Genomic DNA, 21,750 nt, shown 5'->3' with positions numbered 1-21,750 from the left:
ACGGCGCAGCCGTGTGCGTGGCTAGACGGCCATGCCGTACACGATCGTGAAGACCGTGCCGAGGGAGCCGATGATGAAGACTCCGCTGAGCCCGGCGATGATGAGTCCCTTGCCCTGCTCGGCGCTGAAGGTGTCGCGCAGCGCCGTCGCGCCGATGCGCTGCTTGGCCGCGCCCCAGATCGCGATGGCGAGGCAGAGGATGATCGCGAAGGCCATCACGACCTGGATCATGACGCGGGCCTCGCTGCCGAGGCTCCCGAAGGGGCCCCAGTCCGGGGCGATCCCGCCGATGATCGTGTTGATGTCGCCCTTGTCGGCCGCCATAAGCATGTAACTCACCGCCCCTAACGGGTCGTTCCGTCCTCTGCTCGACACAGAGGTCTCGCTCATTGTCGCTGACTCCGGCGCCTGCGCATGTCGACTTGGCGTCAAACCTGGCCGAGTTTTGCCTTCTTTCCGTTCGCGGGAACCGGACCGAAGGGGTGGAAAGGGACACGCCCGCCCGCATGATTACTCTGTGTATCATGCGATGTGACTGCGGGCAACGAGGCGGGCGTGTCCCCGGCGAGTCACTCCAACGGGTGAAGAGGGAGGGAGGCCGGGCAGGTGCGGGTACAGGCGCATTGATGGAACGTCATGTGATTGCGCCTCATGCGGTCCGATCGGTCTGCTCCTCCGTTCGCCTCCGCGTGCTGCGATGAACGGCTCATATGGCTGGTACGCGCGCCCCGTGCTCCCGTACACCGTGACGAAGCGCACTTTCATGGGGGAGAGTTGACGCGTGCGCAAGTTCTGGCTGATCGGTTCGCTGCTCGCCGCCCTCGGGACGGGGTTCGTGGCGCTCCTCGTCGTCGGTGTCTTCGTCGTCGCCGGGAATCTCACCGGCGGTGGCGCGGGCCGCGCGACAGGTCTCGCGAAGGGCTCGGTGCCCGCCGCGTACCAGGCGCTCGTGCAGAAGTGGGGCAATCTCTGCCCCGCCCTCACGCCCGCGCTCCTCGCCTCGCAGCTCTACCAGGAGTCCGGGTTCAATCCGCGCGCCCGCAGCGCGGCGGCGGCCGAGGGCATCGCGCAGTTCATCCCGAGCACGTGGGCCACGCACGGCGTCGACGGCGACAAGGACGGCGTACGGGACGTGTGGAACCCGGCCGACGCGATTCCTTCGGCCGCCTCGTACGACTGCGAACTCGCCTCCTACGTCAAGAACGTGCCGGGTGATCGCTCGGCGAACATGCTCGCCGCCTACAACGCCGGTCCCGACGCGGTGATCCGGTACGGCGGGGTCCCGCCGTACAGCGAGACGCGGAACTACGTGCAGACGATCCGCGGCCTGGAGGAGAGCTTCTCCGCGCCGGCCGGGCGGCTCCAGCCCTCCGAGCAGGCGGCGGCGGCGATCTCGTACGCGCAGGGCAAGCTCGGCACGCCGTACCTGTGGGGCGGTACGGGGACGGCGGCGCAGCGCGGGCGCTTCGACTGCTCGGGGCTCACCCAGGCCGCGTACGAAAGCGTCGGTATCGATCTGCCGCGCGTCGCGAACGATCAGTACAACGCGGGACCGCATCCCGGGCGGGACGAACTGCTTCCCGGCGATCTCGTCTTCTTCTCCGACGACCTGAGTAATTCACGGGCCATCCGGCACGTCGGGATCTACGTGGGCGGCGGCTACATGATCGACGCGCCGCGTACCGGCGCCGTCATCCGCTTCGACCCGATCGACACCCCCGACTACTTCGGCGCGACCCGCGTCACGCGGGCCGCCGCCGCGGCGCTCCCCGAACCGGGCGAGAGCGAGTCGCTGCGGCCCGTCGACGAGGACCGCGAGGCGGAGAAGGCGAAGGAGGAGGCGAAGGGGCAGGAGCGGACGGAGGCGAAGGGGAGCACGGGGGCGGACGGGGGCGACGTTGACGCGAAGGGCGTTGAGGCGCGGCAGGGCGGCGGGTCGGAGGCCGGTGGCGGGGCCGCCGTCGCGGGTGGACGGTCGGGTGCGGCGTCCTCCTCGCCCGGTGCCGTCGCTCTGGCGGGCGCGGCGTCGGGGCCGCGGCGCGCGGACTGACGGAGTGGCGGCCCGGACGCGTACGTCCGGTCGGCGGACACCCGGCCCGGCGTGCACCGCGCGGCGCACCCCGCCGCGTGGCGTCGATCGCCCGCCGTACGCCGCCCGCTTTACGCCGCCCGTCGTCCGCTGTCCGCCGTCCGTCGCAGGTCTCTCGTACGGGAGACGGGCGCCGCTCATCCCTGAGGACCCGGCGCCCGGAGCCACGGTCTCCGCGCCCCCGGTCCGCCTTCCGCGCCCCGGCGTGCGCCCCGCTTGCGGCGGGGGCCTGAGCTGCGTGGACGCGTCTCTCTTCGATAACGTCTGGGTGATCATTCGGTGGAGTGCGGAACGCGGGGGCAGGGAGCAGGCGTTCTCTGTTCAGGACCACAGCTGTGCGCGCGAGCGGAGCGGTGCCGGCCGGTGCCGACCACGGGGGTTGGTGAGGGACGTACGCCGTGTGCGTCCCGCTACGAAAGACAAGGGGCCGCGGCACGATGGCTGGACTCGACACTTCCGGGTCGAACCCCGATGTCAGCCTGCTCTTCGACATCAACGGTCTCACCGAGCACACCCCGGGCTGGTGCGATCAGGCGGTGCGCTTCCTCGGTGAGTACGGGCTGCCGGTGCTCGCCGTACTGCTCGTGCTGTGGTGCTGGTGGGGCGTCAGGCGGCGCGGCTCCCTCGACGCGGCGGCCTCCTCGGTCGCCGCGGTGGTCTGGGCGCCGCTGGCCGCCGCGCTCGCGGTGGGCGTGAACATCCCGATCCGCGGTTTCGTCGAACGACCACGGCCCTTCGTGGACCACAAGGGCCTGGAGGTCCTGGAGCCGGGCAAGACCGACTTCTCCTTCGTGAGCGATCACTCGACGCTGACGATGGCGATCGGCGTCTCGCTCTTCCTCGCCCACCGCAAGCTCGGCCTGGTCGGCATCGGGCTCGCCGTCGCGGAGGGGTTCTGCCGGGTCCTCATGGGCGTGCACTACCCGACGGACGTGGTCGGCGGCTTCGCGCTCGGCACCGCCGTGGCGCTGCTGCTCTCGCCGCTCTTCACGATGCTGTTCACCCCCGTGCTGCGCGCGGTCGGCCGCAGCCGGGCGGGGCGCCTCGTGTGGGCGGGCGGCGGTGCGGGCGGTGGTACGGAGGACGAGCGCGGCGCCGCGGACGAGCGGGAGCAGCAGGGGGGCGACGGGGCGGTGCGCCCGGCGACGGCGGGCGGGGACCGGGACCTGGCGGCGTGACGGAGGCGGCCCGCTGGAGCGGATTTTCGTACGAGGGCCGGTCACGAACCCGTGGGCGCTTCCGTCTCCGCGTCCCGCAGGTGCTCCGCCGCGTCCGAGCGGGCCTTGGAACGGGCCCGGCGGGCGGGGCCGCGCCAGCCGCACAGGCAGGTGGCGGTGCAGAAGGGGCCGCGCTCCTGGGTCGTGGTGCGGTGGGCGGCTGCCGGGGGCTCCTCGGGGGTCACCTCTCCACGGTAGTCCTGGAGGACAAGGCGTAGACCTGGGGGCTGATTCGGGGGAATCCCGGGTGGGCAGCGTGACGGCCGTACGTATTGTTCGTTGACCCGATGAGTGCCTGGGTGGACGAGCGGGTGCGACAGGTGGACGCTCCGAGCGGTCGAGCGCCCCGTCGTGCGCCGGGGTGGATGACCCGTAAATGGTCCGTCCGTGTCATGCGCCCGGCGCACGCGGCTCCCTACGCTGGGCCGCGCGCCGTCCGGGGGCGGTGCCCGAGAAGGGGCCTGGAGGGTCCCGGAGAAGGGGGTGAGCCAAGGTGACGACAGCTTTCGCGGTCGAGGACCCGGTGGCCCTCGCGGAGATCGAGCTCTGCGGGGAGCTGATGATCGCGGCCGTCTGCTCGTGCGAGGAGCGGCTGAGCGTCGAGCGGATCGACGAGGTGTTGCAGGTGAGACCGACGGGTCCGGTGACGTGAGCGGCTGTTCGTGAGCGGCTGAGTACGGCGGCGGGCGGGGCCGGGCGGACGGGGCTCAGCCGCTCACGTACGGCCCCTCACGTGCGGCCCGCGTACGGCCGCCCCCCACCCACGCCCCCCACCCGCGGCCCTCGCCCACGGCCTCTCACGTACGGAGCATCCGCGCGATGGCCCGCGTGGCTTCCGCGACCTTCTCCTCGACCTCGTCCCCGCCCCGTACCGCCGCGTCCGCCACGCAGTGCCTCAGGTGCTCCTCCAGGAGTTGGAGGGCGAAGGACTGGAGGGCCTTCGTGGAGGCGGAGACCTGGGTGAGTATGTCGATGCAGTACTGGTCCTCCTCGACCATCCGCTGGAGGCCGCGGATCTGGCCCTCGATGCGGCGCAGGCGCTTGAGGTGCTCCTGCTTGTGGTCGTGGTAGCCGTGCACGGCGTGCCCGGCCGCCTGAGCCTCCGCACCCGCGGTGTCGGGGCCGGTCGGGTGGGGCGCCCCGGTGGGAGTCGCCGCTCCGGTGCCTTCGGCCTCGGTGGTCGTCATCGCGTCCTCCCGGTACGGGGGCCGTGGGGGACCACGGCGCAGATGTGAGCTGTCCGACACCCCTCGCGGACCGCGGGGCCCTGCGAGGTTACGGCCAGTGTGGGGCAGGCTGCGCAGAAGCGTCGAGACGGGCGCTGAACGGCCCCTCTTTACCCCGCGTGGGTATATCGTACCGATATTTCCGATCTGTTGGGATCGGTTCTGTTCCTATGGGGTCGGTTGGGGCCCTGTGATGATCGCTCGCTTTCATGGGCGACACTGTGAAAGCCGGTTCGCCGTGGCCGGATGATGCGCCTAGCATCAGCCTGACCGAACCCAGAGGACACCGAGGACCCCACGTGCGTTTTCGTCTGACCCCCCGGGAGACGAGTTTCTACGACATGTTCGCCGCGTCCGCGGACAACATCGTCACGGGCTCCAAGCTCCTCATGGAACTGCTCGGGGCGGACCCCTCCGCCCGGGCCGAGATCGCCGAACGCATGCGGGCCGCGGAACACGCCGGGGACGACGCGACGCATGCCATCTTCCACCAGCTGAACTCCTCCTTCATCACGCCGTTCGACCGCGAGGACATCTACACCCTCGCCGGTTCGCTCGACGACATCATGGACTTCATGGAGGAGGCGGTCGATCTCGTCGTCCTCTATCAGATCGACCAGCTTCCCAAGGGTGTCGAGCAGCAGATCGAGGTCCTCCACCGTGCGGCGGAGCTGACCGCCGAGGCGATGCCCAACCTGCGGACGATGGACAACCTCACCGAGTACTGGATCGAGGTGAACCGTCTGGAGAACCAGGCGGACCAGATCCACCGCAAGCTCCTCGCGCACCTCTTCAACGGGAAGTACGACGCCATCGAGGTGCTGAAGCTCAAGCAGATCGTCGACGTCCTCGAAGAGGCCGCCGACGCGTTCGAGCACGTCGCGAACACGGTGGAGACCATCGCGGTCAAGGAGTCCTGACCCGGTGGACACCTTTGCTTTGGTCGTGACCGTTCTGGTCGCGTTCGCTTTCACGTACACCAACGGCTTCCACGACTCCGCGAACGCGATCGCGACCTCCGTCTCGACCCGGGCGCTCACGCCGCGCGCGGCGCTCGCGATGGCCGCCGTCATGAACCTCGCCGGTGCCTTCCTCGGCAACGGCGTCGCGAAGACGGTCAGCGAGGGCATCATCGACACCCCGCACGGCGACAAGGGGATGTGGATTCTCTTCGCCGCGCTCGTGGGGGCGGTCGTGTGGAACCTCGTGACCTGGTACTTCGGACTGCCCTCCTCGTCCTCGCACGCGCTGTTCGGCGGAATGGTCGGGGCGGCGCTCGCGGGCGGGATCGGGGTCATCTGGTCCGGTGTGATCGACAAGATCGTCATCCCGATGTTCCTCTCGCCGCTCGTCGGGCTCGTCGTCGGCTACCTCGTGATGTGCGCGATCCTGTGGCTGTTCCGCAAGTCGAACCCGCACCGGGCCAAGCGCGGTTTCCGTATCGCGCAGACCGTCTCGGCCGCCGCGATGGCGCTCGGGCACGGCCTCCAGGACGCGCAGAAGACGATGGGCGTCGTCGTGCTCGCGCTCGTCATCGCCGATGTCGAGGACCAGGGCGACGCGATCCCGGTGTGGGTCAAGATCGCCTGCGCGCTCATGCTCTCGCTCGGTACGTACGCGGGCGGCTGGCGCATCATGCGGACGCTCGGCCGCAAGATCATCGAGCTGGACCCGCCGCAGGGTTTCGCCGCCGAGACGACCGGCGCCTCGATCATGTTCACGACCGCCTTCCTCTTCCACGCGCCTATCTCGACGACCCACGTGATCACCTCGGCGATCATGGGCGTCGGTGCGACGAAGCGGGTCAACGCGGTGCGGTGGGGCGTCGCGAAGAACATCGTGCTCGGCTGGTTCATCACGATGCCGGCGGCGGGGATCGTGGGCGCCGTGTGCTTCTGGGTCGTGAACTTCTTGTTCTTGTGATCCGGGGCTCTGGGATGGGGCGTAAAGCCCCGGGGCTTGGGGCGGGGGCCCTTAGGGGGCGGTCGAACGGATCACCTAAGGGTTCGATGGGCCCCCTGTAGTGGGCCATGACGCGCGGCGGGCGGGCGGAGTTCCCGCGGTGCGCGAAGACGGTACGTACGGGGGAGGGCGGACGGTACGCGCGGGGGACGCGTCCGTCGTACGCGGACGACTTCCGGGCTGTACGTGTCGGAGCGGACCTCCGTCGTAGGGGGCGGTCTCGCGGCTGTACGTGTGCGGGTGGGCCTCCGTCGTAGGGGGGCGGCTTCCCGGCTTCACGTCTGCGGGTGGGCCTCTCTCGAAGGGGGACGGCTTCTTCTCGGCTGTACCTGCGCGGGGTGGGCCTCCGTCGTACGGGGGCGGCGTCGCCGCTGCGTGTTCGGGTGGGCCTTCGTCGTGTGTGCGGGCTTCCTGCCCTACGTGTCCGAGTGCCCCCCTCGTCCCGGCGAGGGCCCGGGCTTTGTCGTCGGTCCCGCGTCTCCATCGGCTTCGGCCTGGGCGCCTTCCGTTGATGCGGGAGGCGCTTTTTGCTGGGCGGGGACCGGAACGGCGCGTCCTCGCGTTCCTGGCGGTTCCTCTCGGTGGCGAAGCGGAACCTTGTTCCGTAGAGTGCGCGGAACAAGGTTCCGTTTCGTTTGGGAGGGCGTGTGCCCATGTCGCGGTCGCAGTCGTCGTCGCAGTCGTCTCAGCAGCACCCCATCGGTTCCCCCTTCGGGCCTGCCGCCACGGCGGCCGAGGTGCTGGAGGAGGTGGATCTGCGGGGGAGGTTCGTGGTGGTCACCGGGGGGCATCAGGGGATCGGGTTCGAGGTGACGCGGGCGCTCGCGGGGGCCGGGGCGGAGGTGCTCGTCGGGGCGCGGAGCCCGGAACGGGCCGCCGAGAAGGTCGCGGGGATCGCCGGGGTGGAGGTCGACCGGCTCGACCTCGTCGATCCGGAGTCCGTGGACGCGTTCGTGGGGCGGCGGCTCGCGGCGGGGCGGCCCGTCGACGTGCTCGTCAACTGTGCCGCCGTCGCCCCGCCCGCCGAGCGGACCCTCGACGCGTACGGGCACGAGATCCAGTTCGCGACGAGTCACCTCGGGCCCTTCCGGCTCACTCTCGGGCTGCTCCCCCTGCTGCGTGCCGCGCGCCAGGGGGCGCGGGTCGTCAACGTGTCCTCCGGCGCGCAGCGGATGGGGGCCGTCCGCTGGGACGATCCTGACTTCACCACCGGCTACCACCCCGGCCTCGCCTACGCGCAGGCCAAGCGCGCCAACGTGCTCTTCGCCGTCGAGCTGGACCGGCGCTGGGCCGCCGAGGGCGTCCGGGGGTACGCCGTACACCCGGGAGTCGTCATCGGGACGAACCTCAACAACCGTCCCGAGGATCAGGCGGCCTACCGGGAACAGGGACTGCTGGATGACGAGGGCAGGCCCGTCATCGATCCCGAGGTGGGGAAGAAGACCCCCGCGCAGGGGGCGGCCACCATCGTCTTCGGGGCCGCGAGCCCGCTGCTCGACGGCATCGGCGGCGTGTACCTGAAGGACTGCGAGGTCTCGGTCGTGGACCGTGCGGACCGGCCGCTCACCGCCGACAGCATCCCCGCCGAGGCGCATCCCGACTCGATCGACCCCGAGGCGGCCCGGCGGCTGTGGGAGCTGACGGAGGAGATGCTCGCCCGCTGAGCCGAAGCCTGCGCCGGGCCGATGCCTGCGCGGGGCCGATGCCTGCGCGGGGCCGAAGCCTGCGCGGGGCCGCCGATGCCTGCGGCAGGAAAGAGCCCGCCCCGGCCTGTCGTCGGGGCGGGCTCTTCGTTACCTCCGTGGTGGCACCGCCATGCAGCACCGCGAAGGGGTCGGGGCGGGCGGCTCAGCCGAAGCGGCCCGAGATGTAGTCCTCCGTGGCCTGGACCGAGGGGTTGGAGAAGATCCGCTGGGTCTCGTCGATCTCGATGAGGCGGCCGGGCTGGCCCACCGCCGAGAGGTTGAAGAAGGCCGTACGGTCCGAGACGCGTGCCGCCTGCTGCATGTTGTGCGTGACGATCACGATGGTGAAGCGTTCCTTCAGCTCGCCTATCAGGTCCTCGATCGCGAGCGTCGAGATCGGGTCGAGCGCCGAGCAGGGCTCGTCCATGAGGAGGACCTGCGGCTCGACGGCTATCGCCCGCGCGATGCACAGCCGCTGCTGCTGGCCGCCGGAGAGGCCGGCGCCCGGCTTGTTGAGGCGGTCCTTGACCTCGTTCCAGAGGTTGGCGCCCTGGAGGGACTTCTCGACGACGTCGTTCAGCTCGGACTTCTTGAAGGAGCCGTTGAGCTTGAGACCCGCCGCGACGTTGTCGAAGATCGACATCGTCGGGAAGGGGTTCGGGCGCTGGAAGACCATGCCGATCGTGCGGCGTACCGAGACCGGGTCGACGTGGTTCCCGTACAGGTCCTCGTCGTCCAGGAGGACCTTGCCCTCGACGCGACCGCCCGAGGTCACCTCGTGCATGCGGTTCAGGGTCCGCAGGAAGGTGGACTTCCCGCAGCCCGAGGGGCCGATGAAGGCCGTCACGGAGCGGGGCTCGACGGTCATCGAGATGTCCTCGATCGCCTTGTGGGCCCCGTAGTACGCGGTCAGTCCGCTGACATCGATGCGCTTGGCCATGGGTTCACTGCTTCTTTCGTACGAAAGGCCGCCTCAGCGACCGGAAGTCTTGGGGGCCTTCCACCGGGCGAGCGCGCGGGCCGCCAGGTTGAGGATCATCACGAAGGCGATCAGCGTGAGGGCGGCGGCCCAGGCGCGGTCGTAGGAGGCTCCGTAGCCGCCGCTCGTCGCGTACTGCTGGTAGATGTACAGCGGCAGCGAGGACTGGCCGCCGTGGAAGGGGTCCGTGTTGATGTACGCGGAGCCCCAGACCAGGAGCAGGACGGGAGCCGTCTCGCCCGCGATGCGGGCGATCGCGAGCATGACGCCGGTCGTGATGCCGCCGATCGACGTGGGCAGGACGACCTTCAGGATCGTGCGCCACTTCGGCACGCCGAGGGCGAGGGACGCCTCGCGCAGCTCGTTGGGCACGAGCTTCAGCATCTCCTCCGTCGAGCGGACCACGACCGGGATCATCAGGATCGCGAGCGCCAGGGAGCCGGCGAAGCCGAAGGGCTCCGCCTTGAGGAGGAGCATCAGGCTCAGGATGAACAGGCCCGCGACGATCGAGGGGATGCCCGTCATGACGTCGACGAAGAAGGTGACGGTCTTGGCGAGCTTGCCGCGCCCGTACTCGACGAGGTAGACGGCGGTGAGCAGCCCCACGGGCGCGGCCATGACGGTCGCGAGACCGACCTGCTCCACCGAGCCGACGATCGCGTGGTAGATGCCGCCGCCCTCGTCCATCGAGCCGATGTTGACCATCGAGTGCGTCAGGAAGTACGGGTCGAGGACCTTCACACCGCGCTTGACCGTCTCCCACACGAGCGAGGCGAGCGGGATGAAGGCGGCGAGGAAGGCGACCCACACGACGCTCGTGACGACGCGGTCCTTCGCCTGCCTGCGGCCCTCGACGCGGGCGGCGAGCGCGTAGCCGCCGAAGACGAAGAGGAGCGCCGCGATCAGGCCCCACTGGATCTTCGAGTCGAGCCCGGCGGCGAGGCCGACGAGGCAGGCGACGAGGACCGAGGCGGCGGCGACGGCGAGGTTGGACCAGCGGGGCAGGCGCGCGGCGCGCAGCGAACCGGTGCGCTCGCCCCGTGCGTTCTCGCGCGAGGTCCGGGGGGCGGGCCGCTGGGTCGGCCGGCCGGCCGCCGGGTTCTGGTCGTGGCTCATGCGTCGGCCCCCGAGTACTCCTTGCGGCGGGCGATGATGACCCGCGCGGCTCCGTTGACGAGGAGCGTGATGACGAAGAGGACGAGCCCGGAGGCGATGAGCGCGTCACGGCCCTCGACGCTGGCCTCGTTGAACTTGCTCGCGATGTTCTGCGCGAAGGTGCCGCCGCCCGGGTCGAGCAGGCTCGACTGGATGTCGAAGCCGGGCGAGAGCACGGTCGCGACGGCCATCGTCTCGCCGAGCGCGCGGCCGAGGCCGAGCATCGAAGCGGAGATCACCCCGGAGCGACCGAAAGGCAGGACCGCCATGCGGACCACCTCCCAGCGGGTCGCGCCGAGCGCGAGCGCCGCCTCCTCGTGCGCCTGAGGGACCTGGCGGAAGACTTCGCGGCTCACGTTGGTCACGATCGGAAGGATCATGATCGCGAGCAGGATGCCGACGGTCAGGAGCGAGCGCGGCAGGCCGCCCTGCCAGGAGAAGAGCCCGGTCCAGCCGAAGAACTCGTCGAGCCAGCCGTAGAGCCCGCTGAGGTGCGGGACGAGGACGAGGGCACCCCAGAGCCCGTACACGATCGAGGGCACGGCGGCGAGCAGGTCGATGACGTAGCTGATGGGGCCGCGCGCGGCGCGGGGCGCGTAGTGCGTCAGGAAGAGCGCGATGCCGACCGAGACGGGCACGGCGAGGGCCATCGCGATGACCGAGGAGACGACCGTGCCGAAGGCCAGGACGGCGATGCCGAAGACCGGCGGGCTCGCGGTCGGGTTCCACTCGAAGGTCGTGAAGAAGTTGCCGTCGTTCTTCGTGAGGATCAGCGAGGAACGGTAGGCGAGGAAGACGGCGATGGCCGCCATCACGACGAGGAGGAGGATGCCGGAGCCGCGCGAGAGGCCGAGGAAGACGCGGTCGCCGAGGTGGCGGGAACCGCGCGCCTTCCCGGGCTCCGCCTTCCTGCCGTCGCCCTTCGGGCGGACGGGGGCGGGCTGCGGGGCCGCGGGAGTCGGTGGGGCGACGGGCGGGCCGCCGGGGGCGGGGGTCGTGGGTATGTCCATGGGGTTTCTCCGGTCTGCGGACCCGCTCCCGGCGAGGATCACGTCTCAGGGGGAGGGGGCTTGCTGGCGGCGGTGCACCGGACGGTGCGGGCGACCCGGTGGGGGCCGCCCGCACGCGGGCTCAGCTGAGGGCGGTGATGGTCTCGCGGACCTTGGCGATGATCGCGTCGGGGATCGGGGCGTAGCCGGCGTCGGCGAGCCGGCCCTGGCCGTCCTCGCTCGCGATGTAGTTGAGGAAGGACTTCGTGGCGGGCAGGGTGTCCGCCTTGTTGCCCTTCTCGCAGGCGATCTCGTACGTCACGAGGGTGATCGGGTAGGCGCCGTCGGCGGAGGGGTTGTAGTCCAGCTCCAGCGCGAGGTCCTTGCCCTTGCCGGCGACCTTCGCGGCGGCGATCGCCTTCGAGGCGTTCTCCGTCGTGGCCTTGACCGGCTCGGCGGCCTTCGTCTTGATGTCGACGGTCTTGATGCCGTCGGCCGCGTAGGACAGCTCGAAGTACGAGATCGCGCCGGCCGTCTGCTTGACCTGCTGGGCGAGCCCGGAGGAGCCCTGCGCGGACTGGCCGCCCTTCGCCTGCCAGGCCTTGCCGCCCTCGTACTTCCAGTCGGCGGGCGCGACGGCCTTGAGGTACTTCGTGAAGTTGTCCGTCGTGCCGGACTCGTCCGAGCGGTGGAACGCCTGGATCTTCGTGGACGGGAGCTTCGCGTCCGGGTTGAGGGCCTTGATCTCCTTGTCGTCCCAGGAGGAGATCTTGCCGTCGAAGATGTGCGCGAGGGTCTTCGCGTCGAGGACGAGGTTGTCGACGCCCGGGACGTTGTAGCCGATCGCGATGGGGCCGCCGACCATGGGCAGGTCGATGGCCTGCGAGTCCTTGCAGACCTCGGCGGACTTGGTGATCTCCTCCGGCTTGAGCGCGGAGTCCGAGCCGGCGAAGGCGGTACGGCCCTGGAGGAAGGCGGTCACACCGGCGCCCGAGCCGTCCGGGGAGTAGTTGATCCGCACGTCCTTGCACGCGGCCGTGTAGGCCTTGACCCAGGCGTCGATCGCGTTCTGCTGCGCGCTGGACCCCGAGGCGAGCAGCTCGCCCTTGGCGTCGGAGCAGTCGATGTCCGAGGAAGCGGAGGGCGCGGCGGCGGCCGAGCTGTCCTTGCTCTTGTCACCGCTGGGGCCGCCGCTCGTGTCGTCCGAGCCGCACGCCGTCAGGGCCAGGGCGCCGGACACGGCGACGACGCCGAGGGAGAGCGCCCGCAGCCGGTTCTTGCGCTGAAGCTTCACTGTTGGGGTGTTCCTTCCGGGAGCCGGGACCCTGCGGAAGGGCTCGGCGGTGGCTTGGTCGGGGTCTTTGCGAACCTCGTGAGGCCGAAAGTAGGCAGCCGAAGTGACCAGGCGTTCCGGGAAGAGTGAACGGGAGTTGAACCGTGAAGGTATGGCGGGTTGCCCCTGGCGGGGCGGGGTGAGGTGCGGGAAGGCGGGGGCGCCGGGAGGGGCGCGGGCGGTGGCGCGGGGTGGCTGCGGGGCGGTGGCGCGGGACGGGGCGTGGATGGGCGCCGACCCGTTACTTCGTGCTGACCCCCACGCCGTCCCCCTTCAGGCGGACGTGGATGCCCTCCTTCGTCACCCGCACGTCGGAGAGGCCGACGGTGCCCGTCTGGGTCGGCAGCTCGGGGAGGTGGAAACCGAGGGTGAGCTGGTCCGCGAGCTGGGGGCGGGTGAGGGTGGAGAGCGAGGTGAACAGGCCGGGGTCGAAGCCGAGGCGGCGCAGGAGCTCGGGGTGGTCGAGGGCCGCGTCGATGAGGTTGATCCGCATGAGGTCGTGGACGAAACGGGGCGCGCCGGTCACCTCGCGCAGCTTGTCGTCGCTGCGCAGCGCCGCGTCGACCGCCTGCTGCGGGACGCCGAGGCGGCGGGTGATCTCGCGCACGCCGAAGAGGGCCTTCACCTTCGCGGTCCGCTCGCGCAGCGCCTTCGCGCTCTTCTCGGTGAGGTGCAGGCCGTCCGCCGGACCCGTACCCGGCTGGAAGGTGGCCAGGTCGCCCACGCTCAGCCGGATACCGCCGATCTCGGTGCGGATGCCCCGGGTCCCGTCGCGCGTGATGCGGGCGTCGGCCCGTACCCGTACGTCGTGACCCGCGACCGGGAGCGTGCCGCGCGCCAGCACCCGGTCGCGGCCCGCGCCGGTGAACGTGACCTGGCTGGCACCGAGTTCGCGGTTGAGGTCGTCGAAGGAGAGCAGTACCTCGCCGCGCACTTGGCCCGCGTACGCGCCCTTCAGCTTCGTCGGCAGGTCTCCGCTGAGGCGGATGTCGTCGGCCGTCGCGCTCACCTTCGCGAGCGAGACGCGGTCGGCCGCCACGTCCGGGACCGTCACCGTGACCGAGCCGAGGTGCTTGCCGAGCACCTGCGTGACGAACGGGAACCCGCCGATGCTCACCTCGGGCGTCGCCTCCAGGCGCATCGCGTCCTTCAGCTTCTCCGCCGCCGTGTGCTCCGCGTACAGCACGGCCCAGCGGTCGCCGAGCGCGAGGAAGGCGAGCAGCGTGACGAGCGTGATGACCGCCTTGAGCGCGAAGGGGATGCCCGCGAAGCGGAAGAAGAGGCGGGGCCTGCGCCGGTGGTCGGGCGCGGACCAGGGCGCCCCCTCGTCGTCGTACGCGTCCGCGAACGGCGGCTCCTCGGGGCGGAGGAAACCGTCGAGCGGGCCGGCCAGCTCGCCGAGCTCCTCGTACGGGTTCGGGGCGGCGCGGCCACCGTGCGGGCCGGGGGCGGCCCGGTGCGGGTAGGGGCCGGGGGCGGCCCCGTACGCGTACGGGCCGGCCGGCGCGGCCTGGTACTCGTGCGGACCCCGCACGGTCTCCAGCCGCCGCGTGTCCGAGGTGGCGGCGGCCCCGTGCGCGGCCTCGTGCGCGGGCTCCTGCGCGGCCTTGTACGCGGGCTCGCCCGGCTGGTCAGCGGTGGTGCGGTCGGTCATGCGGTGGGGGGAACGCATCGGCGCAGTCCACCACAGGCGCGGGTGCCGCCCGCAAGCGCGCTTCCCCCGTTGTCCGCATATGCCGGGTGCTCGTGCGCGGATTCGTCACGAGGTCTTCGCGACGCGTACGGAACCGTGGCGGGGGGCCGCGCGGCGCCCCGTTACTCCGGCTCGCTCGGCGGGCGGACCGGAGCCCCCGGGATGCTGATCGTCGCGAGGGTGCCGGGCTCGCCGTCCCGGGCCGGGGCCAGCGTGACCGTACCGCCGACGTCCCGCACCGTACGGGCGACGATGGACAGGCCGAGGCCCGAGCCGGGGAGGGAACGGGCCGAGGGGGAGCGCCAGAAGCGGTCGAAGACGTGCGGGAGGTCCTCGGCGGGGATGCCGGGACCGTGGTCGCGGACCGTCAGCGCGCCGCGCTCCAGGCGGACGCGGATCAGGCCGTTCTCCGGGCTGAACTTCACCGCGTTGTCCAGGATGTTGACCACCGCCCGTTCCAGCGGCGCCCGGTGCGCGCGCACGAACCACGGGTCCAGCGCGGCGTCGATCGTCAGGTGCGGGCCGCGCAGCCGCGCGCGGGCGAGCGCCGTCTCCGCCACCTCGTGCAGGCCGACGATGTCCAGCGGGCCCTGCTGGCGCGCGTCCGGGCGGGACAGCTCCTGGAGGTCGCCGATGAGCGCCGCGAGTTCCGTCATCTGCGCCTTGACCGATTCCAGCAGCTCACGGCGGTCGTCCGGCGGGATCGCGCGGCCCGTCTGCTCGCTGCGGACCAGGAGTTCGATGTTGGTGCGCAGCGAGGTCAGCGGGGTGCGCAGTTCGTGGCCCGCGTCCGCGATGAGCTGGCGTTGCAGTTCGTGCGAGGCCGCGAGCGAGGCGGTCATGCTGTTGAACGAGCGCGACAGGCGCGCGATCTCGTCGTCCCCCTCGACGGGGATACGGGTGGTGAGGTCCTCGGTGCGCGCGATGTGCTCGGCGGCGCGGCTCAGGTCGTCCACCGGGCGCAGCCCCGTCCGCGCGACCCACAGCCCGGCGGCCCCCGCACCGAGCACGCCGACGCCGGAGACGAGCAGGAGGATCAGCGCGAGTTCGTTGAGCGTGTCGCGGGTGTCCTTGAGCGGGACGGCGATCTGCACGGCCCGCCCGGCGAGCAGCTGCTGGCTGTTCAGGGCGACCGGCAGGGTCAGGACGCGCACGTCGCGGCCGTCCGTCGTGGTGCCGTCGCGGGTCTGCGGGTGGCGGCCCTCGGGGTCGGCGGCGAGGTCGCGGTCGGCGGCGGTGACGCGGACGACGCCGGTCGAGCCGTCCGCCACGCACGGGTGGTCGGAGTCGACGCTGACGATCTGGAGGTACAGCGGCGCGGACGGCGGGCGCTGCGAGGAGTCCTGCGCGGGCGGCTCGGAGGGGCAGGGGCCGGCGACCGCCTGCACCCACGACAGGTGCACCCGGCCCGCCTGGTCCTTGAGCTGCGAGTCGACCTCGTCGTAGAGCTTGCCGCGTACCAGGAACCAGCAGGTCACCGAGACGGCGGCGACCGCGATGGCCACGGCGGCGGCCGAGAGGAGGGACAGCCGCGAGCGCAGCGGCAGGGCGCGGAATCGGCGGACGACGCGGTTCACTCGCCGCCGCCGCGCAGTACGTACCCGACGCCGCGCACGGTGTGCACGAGGCGCGGCTCGCCGCCCGCCTCGGTCTTGCGGCGCAGGTACATGACGTAGACGTCCAGGGAGTTGGAGGAGGGCTCGAAGTCGAAGCCCCACACGGTCTTCAGGATCTGCTCGCGCGTGAGGACCTGGCGCGGGTGGGCGAGGAACATCTCCAGGAGCGTGAACTCGGTACGGGTCAGCTCGACGGCGCGGCCCGCGCGCGTCACCTCGCGCGTCGCGAGGTTCATGCGCAGATCGCCGAAGGCGAGGGTCTCCTCGTCGTCGGCGGCCTGCTCGGCGACGGCGTAGGAGGAGCGACGCAGCAGCGCGCGGATACGGGCGAACAACTCGTCGAGCTCGAAGGGCTTGACCAAGTAGTCGTCGGCCCCGGCGTCGAGGCCGGTCACGCGGTCGCCGACCGTGTCGCGCGCGGTGAGCATGAGGACGGGCACGGTCGAGCCGGTGGCGCGCAGGCGGCGGGCGGCGGTGAGGCCGTCCATACCGGGCATCTGGATGTCCAGGACGACGAGGTCGGGCGGGGTCGCGGCGGCCTTCTGGAGGGCTTCGTGCCCGTCGGCCGCGACCTCGACGCCGTATCCCTCGAAGACGAGCGAGCGGCGCAGCGCCTCCCGGACGGCGGGTTCGTCGTCCACGACGAGGATGCGCTGCTGCCGCTGCTCGCGGTCGCCTTCCTGCGGGCTCATCGCTTCCTGCTCCTCGGTCTGCTCGGGTCCGGTGCGCGGGTACGTGCGCGGGGCGGCCGTCACGGGGTACGCGGCGGGTACGGCGTCCCGCGTGGGGTGCGTGCCGGTGGTGGCGGCGTCCCGCGTGGGGTGCGTGCCGGTGGTGGCGGCGTCCAGCCTGTCACGCCGGGGCCCGGCGGGCCGTTCAGTCCTGTGCGCCGGAGCGCAGCTTGGCCAGGTCGGCCTTCACGGTGTTGACGGGGATCGCGAAGCCGAGGCCGACGCTGCCGGCGTCCGAGGAGGAGGACTGCCCGCCGCTCGACGCGGCCGAGTACATCGCCGAGTTGATGCCGATGATCGCGCCGTTCATGTCGATGAGGGCGCCGCCCGAGTTGCCCGGGTTCAGCGAGGCGTCGGTCTGGATCGCCTTGTACGTGGTCGTGGTGTCGCCCGTGTCGCCGTTGAACTGCTCGCCGCCGAACTGGAAGGGCCACGAGTCGCTGTCGCCGCCACCGAAGCCCTGCCGGCCCTGCCCCTGGCCCTGCCCCTGCTGCTCCTGGCCCTGCGAGCCGCCGCTCTCCTTCGCGACCGTGACGTCCCGGTCGAGGGCCGAGACGATGCCGCTGGTCACCGTGCCGCTCAGGCCCTCGGGGGAGCCGATCGCCACGACGTTGTCGCCGACCTGGAGGTTGTCGGAGTTGCCGAGCGTCGCGGCCTTGAGGCCCGAGGCGTTCTTGAGCTTGATGAGCGCGAGGTCCTTGGAGCTGTCCGTGCCGACGACCTCGGCCGTGTAGCTCTTGCCGTTCTTCAGCGCGACCTTGATCTGCTGGGCGCCCGAGACGACGTGGTTGTTGGTGACGATCTCGCCGTTCGAGGTGATGACGACACCCGCACCCGTCGACTGGCCCGCGTTCGAGGCGGCGCTGATCTCGACGACTGCGGGGCTCACGGCGGAGGCGACGCCCGCGACCGTGCCCTTGCTCGACTCGGAGACCGTCGTACCGCTCACCATCGTGACGGTGTCGCCGCCGTCGTTCCCGCCGAGCTGCTGGAGTCCGTACGAGGTGGCACCGCCGACGACCGCCGCCGCGACCGCGACGGCCGTGAGGATGCCGGCGGGGCCGCGCAGCCGCAGCCGCTTGCGGGAGGCGGCGGGGGCCGCGGGGGACTCGACCGGGTAGGCGTAGGGGTCGGGCTCGAACGCGGGCGGCGGCGGGTACGAGGCCGCCGGGGTCGTCCCGGGTGCGGGGGCCGTCCCGGGTGCCGGGGTCGCTGCGGACGGGGTGCTGGGGCCGTACGGGTTCTCGGTCATGCGTCTCAGCGTGTCCGCGGATCATGAGAGGTCCCTGAGACGGGGCTGAGAAGGGCGGCAGAAGGCTGTTTGCCCGATGTAAAGACGTATCCGGCGGGCGTGCTGAGCTTGTCTGGGCGGGGGGCGTTCAGGCTCGGGGGCGCGGTGCCCGCACCTGCCGTGACGGACAGACTCCGGCCGCTCGGTGGACAGCCCGCGCCCGCTCGCTCAGCGGACAGCCCCCACCCGCCCTGGGGGGCTCCCCTGCTATCAGTCTTCCGCAAATCGGCCGAGCCCCCCGACCATCCCCGCAAATCTGTGGATAACTTCCCCGAAGTAAAAAATCCCGCCACTCGATCGGATGACGAGAGTCCGCAGGCCGCGCGTCACCCACACCGCTCACCCGCAACCCCGCGCCCGCGCGTCACCCACACCCCTCACCCGCACTGCGCGCGCTTCCCCCGCCCCCCGCCGAGCCCCGCCACCCCCTGCCTCACCCGCACCCGCACGAGCGCCGGATCACCAGCCGCGAGGGGTACACCCGCAGCCGTTCGCGGCGGGGGGCGCTGACGCGGAGGGCGTCGTCGAGGACGAGGTCGACGGCCGCGCGGGCCATCGCGGTGCGGTCGGAGGCGACCGTGGTCAGGGGCGGGTCGGTGAGGGCGGCTTCCTTGACGTCGTCGAAGCCGGCCACCGCGAGTTCGCCGGGGACATCGATGCGCAGCTCGCGGGCCGCGCGCAGGATGCCGATCGCCTGGTCGTCCGTCGCGCAGACGAGGGCCGGGGGCCGCTCGGGGCCCGCGAGGAGTTCGAGACCGACCTTGTAGGCGTCGTAGCGGTTGTACGGGCTCTGGAAGAGGCGGCCGGCGGTCGGCAGTCCCGCCTCCGTCATCGCCCGGCGCCAGCCCTCGACGTGGTCGGAGACCGGGTCGCCCTCGGCCGGGGTCTGCTCCGTACCGCCGAGGCAGGCCACGTACGGGGCGCCGTGTTCGAGGAGGTGGCGGGTCGCGAGCTGTGCGCCGCCGACGTCGTCGGTGACGACGGCGACGTCGTCGATCGGCGATGGGCGGCGGTGCAGCAGCACGATGCGCGCGTCCCACGCGTCGATCTCGGCCGCGGCGGTCTCGCTGGGGCCCTGCGAGACGAGGATGAGCCCCGCGACCCGCATGCCGAGAAACGCTCTCAGATAGTGGACCTCGCGGGCGTCCGCGTAGTCCGAGTTGCCGACCAGGACCATCTTCCCGCGCTCGGACGCCGCCTGTTCGACCGCGTGCGCCATCTCGGCGAAGAACGGCTGGCGCGCGTCGGGCACGATGAGCCCTATGAGGTCGGTGCGGCGCGAGGCCATCGCCTGCGCGACGCGGTCGGGCCGGTAGCCCAGCTCCTTGATCGCGGCGAGCACGCGCTCGCGCGTGGCCGGGGCGACCGGCCGGGGTCCGTTGTTGATGACGTAGCTCACGACGGCGGTCGAAGTCCCCGCCCGCCGCGCCACGTCGTCCCGCGTCACCTTGGCCACGCCGGGCAGTCTACGCGGGGTGAAAGCGCTGCCCAGGGCCCGAGAACGGCGGCCCGGGAGCGCAAAAAGGACGTAAACCCCGTGGTGGGGGCAGCCATCCGGAAGGGACCGGGCGGCCGCCCCCGCCACGGGGACGCGGAGCGGTTCAGCGCTTGGCCGGAGTCGTGGCCCTGACCTCGCTCTTCTCGGCGGCGGCGGCCTCGTCCCGGTCGGTCTCGGGCTGCTCGGCGGCGGTCGGCTCGGGGGTGGACTTCTCCGTCCGTTCGCGTTCCGGCTTCTCAGGAGTCACGAAGCGGTATCCCACATTGCGGACAGTACCGATGAGTGATTCGTGCTCGGGACCGAGTTTGGCGCGAAGGCGCCGCACGTGGACGTCCACCGTGCGGGTGCCGCCGAAGTAGTCGTACCCCCACACCTCTTGCAGGAGCTGGGCGCGCGTGAAGACGCGGCCCGGGTGCTGCGCGAGGTACTTGATCAGCTCGAACTCCTTGAAGGTCAGGTCGAGGACCCGGCCCTTCAGCTTCGCGCTGTAGGTGGCCTCGTCGACGGAGAGGTCGCCGTTGCGGATCTCCATCGGGCTGTCGTCGGCGGCGTTCTGGCGGCGGCCCGTCGCGAGCCGCAGCCGCGCCTCGACCTCGGCGGGACCCGCCGTGTCGAGGAGGACGTCGTCGACGCCCCAGTCCGCGGTGACGGCCGCGAGGCCGCCCTCGGTGACGACGAGCAGGAGCGGACAGCCGGGCCCGGTGGAGCGCAGGAGCTGACACAGGGAGCGCACCTGCGGCAGGTCGCGGCGGCCGTCGACGAGGATCACGTCGGCGCCCGGGGTGTCCACGAGCGCGGGCCCCTCGGCGGGCGCGACGCGGACGTTGTGCAGGAGCAGGCCCAGCGCGGGCAGGACCTCCGTGGACGGCTGGAGGGCGTTGGTCAGGAGGAGCAGGGAACTCATCGGAGGCCACCTGCCTCCGTGGTCGTGCGGGGCCGGCTGGAATGGTGTGCGTCTCGCTCGCCCATCACAGGTTCCTCCTCGGTACCGATGGGTCCCCGGCCGGTGCGCGACCGGGATATGCGGCACTTCTTCGTACGGGGAAGCCGCGGGCCCCCGCGTCCCCGGGGAGCCCCGTGTCCTCGCGGCCCGCTGCACACACCCGGTGGGGGCCGGTCGTATACAACGCGCCGGAAAGCACGAAAGGACCCGGGGGCTTCGCTGCCCAGGTCCTCTGCCGAGGAGAATAGCCCACATGAGCGCGACGACGGCAGGTTCCGGACCTGTAGGACCGGTCACGGAGGGGACCGGGGCGCACGGCCCGCGCAGGGCGCGCGCCACTGTGCGGGCGGCGGACGGGGTACGGATCGACGCGGCGTACGAGCCGGGGCCTGGGCCGGTCGGGGGACCCGTCGTGGTCCTCGCGCACGGCTTCACCGGCGATCTGGACCGGCCCCACGTACGGCGCGCCGCGCACTTCCTCGCCCGGCACGCGGCGGTCGTGACCTTCTCCTTCCGGGGCCACGGGCGCTCCGGGGGCCGCTCCACGGTCGGTGACAGCGAGGTGCTCGACCTCGCCGCCGCCGTCACCTGGGCGCGTTCACTCGGACACAGCCGTGTCATCACGCTCGGTTTCTCGATGGGCGGCTCCGTCGTCCTGCGCCACGCGGGCCTGCACGGGCTCGCGGAGCTACCGGCGGCGCCGGACGGGGCGGCGGGCGGAGCGGCGGGCGGAGTGCCGGACACGGCGGCGAACGCGGCGGCAGCCAGTACTGCGGCCGGTACGGCAGCCCGTACGGCGGCCGGTACGAACGGGGGGCGCACGGAAGCGCGCGGCGGAGCACACGGGGCGGAAGCGTTCCTCCCCGCGCCGCTCTCCGAAGCCGACCGCCTCGTCTTCGACGGCGGTCGCGCCGACCGCACCGATCTCGTCATCGCCGTCAGCTCCCCGGCCCGCTGGTACTACCGGGGCACGGCGCCCATGCGGCGCCTGCACTGGCTCGTGACGCGGCGGCTCGGGCGCACGGTGGGCCGGCTCGGCTTCCGTACCCGGATCAGGCCGGGCGACTGGGACCCCGTACCGCTCTCGCCGACCGCGCTCGCCCCGTACATCGCCCCCGTGCCCCTCCTGCTCGTGCACGGCGACCGCGATCCCTACTTCCCGCTCGACCACCCGCGCGCGCTCCAGCGGGCCGCGGGGACGCACGGCGAGTTGTGGATCGAGCGCGGGATGGGGCACGCGGAGAACGCGACGGACGAGGCGCTGCTCGGGCGGCTGTGGCGGTGGGCGGAGCGGACGGGCGCGGCGGCGGGGGCATGATGGACGCCCCGCGGGTGCGGGGGTG

19 protein-coding genes and 1 pseudogene are annotated in these 21,750 nt (G+C 71.9%); 7 read left to right on the top strand and 13 right to left on the bottom strand.

What is annotated here, in order from left to right:
• Positions 1-21 precede the first annotated feature (21 nt).
• A complete protein-coding gene (locus ACIP4O_RS26460; RefSeq protein ID WP_008746622.1) occupies positions 22-330 on the bottom strand; it encodes a hypothetical protein in 309 nt (102 codons plus the stop codon).
• Between the two features lie 451 nt (positions 331-781).
• Here ACIP4O_RS26460 and ACIP4O_RS26455 point away from each other — a divergent pair, with 451 nt between their 5' ends.
• Together ACIP4O_RS26455 and ACIP4O_RS26450 are read left to right on the top strand one after the other, a co-directional pair.
• Positions 782-2,050, top strand: a complete 1,269-nt coding sequence (locus tag ACIP4O_RS26455; RefSeq protein WP_401578146.1) for an NlpC/P60 family protein — start codon at positions 782-784, stop codon at positions 2,048-2,050.
• Positions 2,051-2,526: 476 nt separating this feature from the next.
• Entirely contained in the window at positions 2,527-3,267 is a 741-nt protein-coding gene (locus ACIP4O_RS26450) for a phosphatase PAP2 family protein (RefSeq protein ID WP_401578144.1), read from the top strand.
• Between the two features lie 41 nt (positions 3,268-3,308).
• On the opposite strand, the gene ACIP4O_RS26445 is transcribed toward ACIP4O_RS26450, so the two are convergent.
• Positions 3,309-3,491, bottom strand: coding sequence for a hypothetical protein (locus ACIP4O_RS26445; RefSeq protein WP_361324002.1), 183 nt, complete (start codon positions 3,489-3,491; stop codon positions 3,309-3,311).
• Positions 3,492-3,799: 308 nt separating this feature from the next.
• On the opposite strand from ACIP4O_RS26445, the gene ACIP4O_RS26440 reads away from it, so the two are divergent.
• Positions 3,800-3,958 (top strand): hypothetical protein, encoded by a 159-nt coding sequence (locus ACIP4O_RS26440; RefSeq protein WP_401578142.1) that lies wholly within the window; start codon positions 3,800-3,802, stop codon positions 3,956-3,958.
• A 145-nt stretch (positions 3,959-4,103) separates the two neighbouring features.
• On the opposite strand, the gene ACIP4O_RS26435 is transcribed toward ACIP4O_RS26440, so the two are convergent.
• A complete protein-coding gene (locus tag ACIP4O_RS26435; RefSeq protein WP_401578140.1) occupies positions 4,104-4,493 on the bottom strand; it encodes a metal-sensitive transcriptional regulator in 390 nt (129 codons plus the stop codon).
• Between the two features lie 338 nt (positions 4,494-4,831).
• Here ACIP4O_RS26435 and ACIP4O_RS26430 point away from each other — a divergent pair, with 338 nt between their 5' ends.
• The 3 genes from ACIP4O_RS26430 to ACIP4O_RS26420 all read left to right on the top strand — a co-directional run bounded on the left by ACIP4O_RS26430 (position 4,832) and on the right by ACIP4O_RS26420 (position 8,158).
• Complete coding sequence (locus tag ACIP4O_RS26430; RefSeq protein WP_007824141.1) at positions 4,832-5,452, top strand: DUF47 domain-containing protein; 621 nt, start codon at positions 4,832-4,834, stop codon at positions 5,450-5,452.
• A gap of 4 nt (positions 5,453-5,456) precedes the next feature.
• A complete protein-coding gene (locus ACIP4O_RS26425) occupies positions 5,457-6,455 on the top strand; it encodes an anion permease (RefSeq protein WP_401578138.1) in 999 nt (332 codons plus the stop codon).
• A 692-nt stretch (positions 6,456-7,147) separates the two neighbouring features.
• The gene (locus ACIP4O_RS26420) at positions 7,148-8,158 is read left to right on the top strand and encodes an SDR family NAD(P)-dependent oxidoreductase (RefSeq protein ID WP_401578136.1); all 1,011 of its coding nucleotides are present in this window, start codon (positions 7,148-7,150) and stop codon (positions 8,156-8,158) included.
• Between the two features lie 184 nt (positions 8,159-8,342).
• Here the strand turns inward: ACIP4O_RS26420 and pstB are convergent.
• The 10 genes and pseudogenes from pstB to ACIP4O_RS26370 all read right to left on the bottom strand — a co-directional run bounded on the left by pstB (position 8,343) and on the right by ACIP4O_RS26370 (position 20,368).
• A pseudogene (gene pstB, locus ACIP4O_RS26415) lies at positions 8,343-9,127 on the bottom strand (phosphate ABC transporter ATP-binding protein PstB).
• A 25-nt stretch (positions 9,128-9,152) separates the two neighbouring features.
• The gene (pstA, locus tag ACIP4O_RS26410; RefSeq protein WP_401578134.1) at positions 9,153-10,274 is read right to left on the bottom strand and encodes a phosphate ABC transporter permease PstA; all 1,122 of its coding nucleotides are present in this window, start codon (positions 10,272-10,274) and stop codon (positions 9,153-9,155) included.
• On the bottom strand, positions 10,271-11,323 hold the full coding sequence (gene pstC / locus ACIP4O_RS26405; protein ID WP_401578132.1) for a phosphate ABC transporter permease subunit PstC: 1,053 nt from the start codon (positions 11,321-11,323) through the stop codon (positions 10,271-10,273). The genes pstA and pstC overlap by 4 nt, the downstream gene beginning before the upstream one ends.
• A gap of 121 nt (positions 11,324-11,444) precedes the next feature.
• Positions 11,445-12,596 (bottom strand): phosphate ABC transporter substrate-binding protein PstS, encoded by a 1,152-nt coding sequence (pstS, locus tag ACIP4O_RS26400; RefSeq protein ID WP_401578130.1) that lies wholly within the window; start codon positions 12,594-12,596, stop codon positions 11,445-11,447.
• A gap of 280 nt (positions 12,597-12,876) precedes the next feature.
• A complete protein-coding gene (locus ACIP4O_RS26395) occupies positions 12,877-14,307 on the bottom strand; it encodes a DUF2993 domain-containing protein (RefSeq protein WP_401578128.1) in 1,431 nt (476 codons plus the stop codon).
• Between the two features lie 143 nt (positions 14,308-14,450).
• The gene (locus tag ACIP4O_RS26390; protein WP_401578126.1) at positions 14,451-15,905 is read right to left on the bottom strand and encodes a sensor histidine kinase; all 1,455 of its coding nucleotides are present in this window, start codon (positions 15,903-15,905) and stop codon (positions 14,451-14,453) included.
• Positions 15,902-16,636: a response regulator transcription factor gene (locus ACIP4O_RS26385; protein WP_361323969.1), complete on the bottom strand. Its 735-nt coding sequence runs from the start codon at positions 16,634-16,636 to the stop codon at positions 15,902-15,904. Before ACIP4O_RS26385 ends, ACIP4O_RS26390 begins: the two co-directional genes overlap by 4 nt.
• 184 nt (positions 16,637-16,820) lie before the next feature.
• Complete coding sequence (locus ACIP4O_RS26380) at positions 16,821-17,927, bottom strand: S1C family serine protease (protein ID WP_401578124.1); 1,107 nt, start codon at positions 17,925-17,927, stop codon at positions 16,821-16,823.
• 472 nt (positions 17,928-18,399) lie between these two features.
• Positions 18,400-19,422 (bottom strand): LacI family DNA-binding transcriptional regulator, encoded by a 1,023-nt coding sequence (locus ACIP4O_RS26375; protein WP_401578122.1) that lies wholly within the window; start codon positions 19,420-19,422, stop codon positions 18,400-18,402.
• Between the two features lie 145 nt (positions 19,423-19,567).
• Positions 19,568-20,368: a response regulator transcription factor gene (locus ACIP4O_RS26370; RefSeq protein WP_401578120.1), complete on the bottom strand. Its 801-nt coding sequence runs from the start codon at positions 20,366-20,368 to the stop codon at positions 19,568-19,570.
• Between the two features lie 292 nt (positions 20,369-20,660).
• Between ACIP4O_RS26370 and ACIP4O_RS26365 the strand changes: the two genes are divergently transcribed.
• Positions 20,661-21,725, top strand: a complete 1,065-nt coding sequence (locus tag ACIP4O_RS26365; protein WP_401578118.1) for an alpha/beta hydrolase — start codon at positions 20,661-20,663, stop codon at positions 21,723-21,725.
• Positions 21,726-21,750: the final 25 nt, after the last annotated feature.

The organism is Streptomyces sp. NPDC088923, assembly GCF_044749745.1.
GTDB lineage: Bacteria > Actinomycetota > Actinomycetes > Streptomycetales > Streptomycetaceae > Streptomyces.
This window is presented reverse-complemented; position numbering and strand designations above follow the sequence as displayed.